The sequence below is a fragment of the Roseomonas rosulenta genome (assembly GCF_016106005.1).
GTDB lineage: Bacteria > Pseudomonadota > Alphaproteobacteria > Acetobacterales > Acetobacteraceae > Neoroseomonas > Neoroseomonas rosulenta.
In genome coordinates this window covers 1-3,975 of sequence record NZ_JACADR010000347.1, presented here as the reverse complement: position 1 = coordinate 3,975, position 3,975 = coordinate 1, and the positions used below count along the sequence as shown (strand labels likewise).

The 3,975-nt window shown below is 71.8% G+C and carries 2 protein-coding genes; both read left to right on the top strand.

Going from position 1 to position 3,975, the window contains the following annotated elements; all coding sequences use genetic code 11:
- Positions 1–148 precede the first annotated feature (148 nt).
- Positions 149–2,314, top strand: a complete 2,166-nt coding sequence (locus HW578_RS23805) for an RNA degradosome polyphosphate kinase (RefSeq protein ID WP_198373193.1) — start codon at positions 149–151, stop codon at positions 2,312–2,314.
- 4 nt (positions 2,315–2,318) lie between these two features.
- On the top strand, positions 2,319–3,836 hold the full coding sequence (locus tag HW578_RS23800; RefSeq protein ID WP_232479241.1) for a Ppx/GppA family phosphatase: 1,518 nt from the start codon (positions 2,319–2,321) through the stop codon (positions 3,834–3,836).
- The last annotated feature ends 139 nt before the right edge of the window (positions 3,837–3,975 follow it).

Genomic DNA, 3,975 nt, shown 5'->3' with positions numbered 1-3,975 from the left:
CCGCGCGGCCCTGCATGCCCGCGCGCCCGTCACCCGCGCCCTGGCCCGCGCCGCGCTTGCCGGCTGGGAAGGCTTTGGCGATGACGCTTCCGAGACAAATCCGGCCGCGGCCTCCCCGCCCGCGCCCGTGCTGCTGTAGGGTTCCGCCATGAACCAGCTTGCCGCCGCCGCGCCCGAGCCCGCAGAAGCGCTGCTCAGCAGCCCCGCGCGCTACATCAACCGGGAGCTGTCATGGCTCGCCTTCAACCAGCGCGTGCTGGAGGAAGCGGCGAACCCGCGCCACCCGCTGCTGGAACGGCTGCGCTTCGTGGCGATCTCGGCCGCCAACCTCGATGAGTTCTATTCGGTGCGCGTCGCCGGGCTGGTCGGGCAGGAACGCGCGGGCATCGGCAAGCTCAGCCACGACGGCAGGACGCCGGCGCAGCAGCTGGCCGCCATCCATGAGCAGGCGCAGGCGCTGATCCGCGGCCAGCAGGATACCTGGGGGGAACTGCGCGGGCTGATGCGCGAGGCGGGTGTGGTGCTGTGCGAACCGGCGGAGCTGGACGGAGCCGATCGCGACTGGCTCGAGGGCTGGTTCATGGACCGGGTGTTTCCGGTGCTGACGCCGCTCGCGGTCGATCCGGCGCATCCCTTCCCCTTCATCGCGAACCTGTCGCTTTGCATGGTGCTGAAGCTGGTGCGCGAGGAGGATGGCGGCACGATGCGCGCGCTGCTGCCGCTCTCCCCGCAGGTGCAGCGCTTCATCCGACTTCCGGCGCGCGACGGTGCCCCGGGCATCCGCTTCGTGCAGCTCGAGGACCTGATCCTGCTGTTCCTCGATCGCCTCTTCCCCGGCTTCATCCCCGCCGAGACCGGCCTGTTCCGCCTGATCCGCGACACCGACGTGGAATTCGAGGAGGAGGCGGAGGACCTCGTGCGCTCCTACGAGACCGCGCTGAAGCGCCGGCGCCGCGGCCGGCCGATCCGGCTCTCGGTCACCGCCGCGACACCCGCTGACATGCTCGATTTCGTGGCGGAGGAACTGCAGGCGCCGCGCAGCGAGGTCTTCATCGTGGACGGGCTGCTCGGCCTGTCGGACCTCACGCAGCTGATCGCGGAGGACCGGCCCGACCTGCTCTTCACGCCCTACACGCCGCGCTTCCCCGAGCGCATCCTCGACTTCGGCGGGGATTGCTTCGCGGCGATCCGGGCGAAGGACATCGTGGTCCACCACCCCTACGAATCCTTCGACGTGGTGGTGCAGTTCCTGCGCCAGGCGGCGCGCGACCCGAACGTGGTCGCGATCAAGCAGACGCTGTACCGCACCACGCGCGACAGCCCGATCGCCAAGGCGCTGATCGAGGCCGCCGAGGCGGGCAAGTCGGTCACCGGCATCGTCGAGCTGAAGGCGCGGTTCGACGAGGAACGCAACATCGCCCTGGCGCGTGAGCTGGAGGCCGCGGGCGTGCAGGTGGTCTACGGCTTCGTCGAGCTCAAGACCCACGCGAAGGTGTCGCTGGTGGTGCGGCGGGAGGGCGCGCAGCTACGTTCCTATGCGCATTTCGGCACCGGCAACTACCACCCGGTCACCGCGCGCATCTACACCGACCTGTCGTACTTCACGGCCGATCCGGCGCTGACGCGCGACGCGGCGCGGCTGTTCAACTTCATGACCGGCTATGCCCGGCCGGAGACGATGGACAAGCTCGCCTTCTCGCCGCTCACGATCCGACCGACGCTGCTCGGCCTGATCGAGCAGGAGATCGGCTTCGCGAAGGAAGGCAAGCCGGCGGCCATCTGGATCAAGATGAACTCGCTGGTCGACGAGACGCTGATCGACGCGCTCTATGCCGCCTCCCGCGCCGGGGTGAAGGTGGATGCTGTCGTGCGCGGCATCTGCTGCCTGCGCCCCGGCGTGCCCGGCCTGTCCGAGAACATCCGGGTGAAGTCGATCGTCGGGCGTTTCCTCGAGCATTCGCGCATCTGCGCCTTCGGCAACGGACACCGCCTGCCCTCGCGCCGCGCGCGCGTGTTCATCAGCAGCGCGGACTGGATGGCGCGCAACATGGACTGGCGCGTCGAGACCATGGTGCCGGTCGATAACCCGACCGTGCACGCGCAGATCCTCGACCAGATCATGGTGGTGAACCTCAAGGACACCATGCAGTCCTGGCAACTCGGTCCGGATGGCGGCTGGACGCGGCTGCAGCCGGGCGAGAAGGGGGTCTCGGCGCACGAATACTTCATGACCAACCCCTCGCTCTCCGGGCGCGGCAGCGCGCTCAAGGGCACGCCGCGGCGCCCGCGGCAGGACCGCGTGGTGCAGGACTGATCCGATGGACACCGCCATGACCGACACGCCGGGCTTCGGCGCGCCGCCGCGCGCGGCCCGTTCCGCCGTGGTGGACCTCGGCTCCAACTCGGTGCGCCTCGTGGTCTTCGAGGGGCACGGGCGCAACCCGCTCGCCATCTTCAACGAGAAGGCGGTGCTCGGCCTCGGCCGTGGCCTGGTCGCCACCGGGCGGCTGAACGAGGACGCGGTGGAGCAGGCGCTCACCGTCATGGTGCGCTACCACACCGTGGCGCGCGCCATGGGCGCCGAGCAGGTCGAGGTGCTGGCCACCGCGGCGGTGCGCGACGCCGCCAACGGCCCGTCCTTCATCGCGGCGCTGCGCGCCCGGCTGCCCGACCTCATCATCCGCGTGCTGACCGGCGACGAGGAAGGGCGACTCTCGGCCGATGGCGTGCTGCTCGGCTTCCCCGGCGCCGATGGCGTGCTGGGCGACATCGGCGGCGGTTCGCTCGAACTGGTGGAACTGGCACATGGCCGCGCGGGGCGCGTCGCCAGCCTGCCGCTCGGCGCCATCCGCCTCTCCGAGCGCGCCGGCGGCGAGGTGCAGCGCGGCCGCGCCCTGGCCGACGAGGAATTCGCCCGCGTGCCCTGGCTGCCGGAGGCCAATGGCCGCGACCTGTATCTGGTTGGTGGCGCCTGGCGGGCGCTGGCGCGCATGCACATCGCGCAGACCGCCTATCCGCTGTCGATCGTCCACCACTACGTGCTGCTGCGCGAGGAAGCGCGCGACCTGGCCGGCGTGGTCATGGCCGCGACGCGTCGCACCCTGGAGCGCATGCCCGGCGCGCCCACCAAGCGCCTGGCCGACCTGCCCTGGGCCGCGGTGGTCCTGCGCCGCCTGCTGCGCGCGTCCGGCGCGCGCCGCGTGGTGTTCTCCGCCAACGGCCTGCGCGAGGGCTGGTACGCCCGCCGCCTGCCCGCCGAGACGCGCCAGGCCGACCCGCTGCTCGCCGCCGCGCAGGACCTCGCCACGCGCTTTGGCCGCGACCCGCGCCTGCCCGCCGCCCTGGCACGCTGGACCACCGGCCTGTTCGAAACGGAAGCCCCCGCCGATGCCGCGCTGCGCATCGCCGCCTGCTGGGCGTCGGACATCGGCAGCCACGACCATCCGGACTATCGCGCCGAACATTCCTACTTCCGCGTTCTGCGCCAGCCGGGCGTGGGCCTCGACCACCATGCGCGGGCCTTCCTCGCCCTGGCCGTGGCGCTGCGATACGAGGCCGGGCCCGACGCCGCCTATATCCAGGCCGCGCGCGTGCTGCTGGACGTCGCGGCGGTGCGCCGCGCCGAGACCCTCGGCGCCGCGCTGCGCCTGGCCTACACGCTCTCGGGCGGCACCCCGGAACTGCTGGCCGGCACCGAGATCGAGCGGCGCGGTGGGCGGCTGGTGCTGCGCCTGGTCGAAGGCACCGGCGTGTTTGCCGGCGAGAGCGTGATGCGGCGCGTCGAGGCGCTGGCGGCGGTGCTGGGGCTGGAGGCGGCGGTGGAGGTCGCGGGGTGAGGGTGCGCGCCGGAGAGGGGCTTTGCCCCCCTCCGGACCTCCCCCCACCAAGGGGCAACGGCCCCTTGGATCGCGGATACTTAATCGGGGAATTCGGGGAGGGGCATCGTCGGCGGAACAGACGCGACGGGTACGCCAT

Bases quoted from the DNA above. Each gene is read 5' to 3' on its own strand.
- HW578_RS23805 (WP_198373193.1), top strand. From the start codon at position 149: ATGAACCAGCTTGCCGCCGCCGCGCCCGAGCCCGCAGAAGCGCTGCTC.
- HW578_RS23800 (WP_232479241.1), top strand. From the start codon at position 2,319: ATGGACACCGCCATGACCGACACGCCGGGCTTCGGCGCGCCGCCGCGC.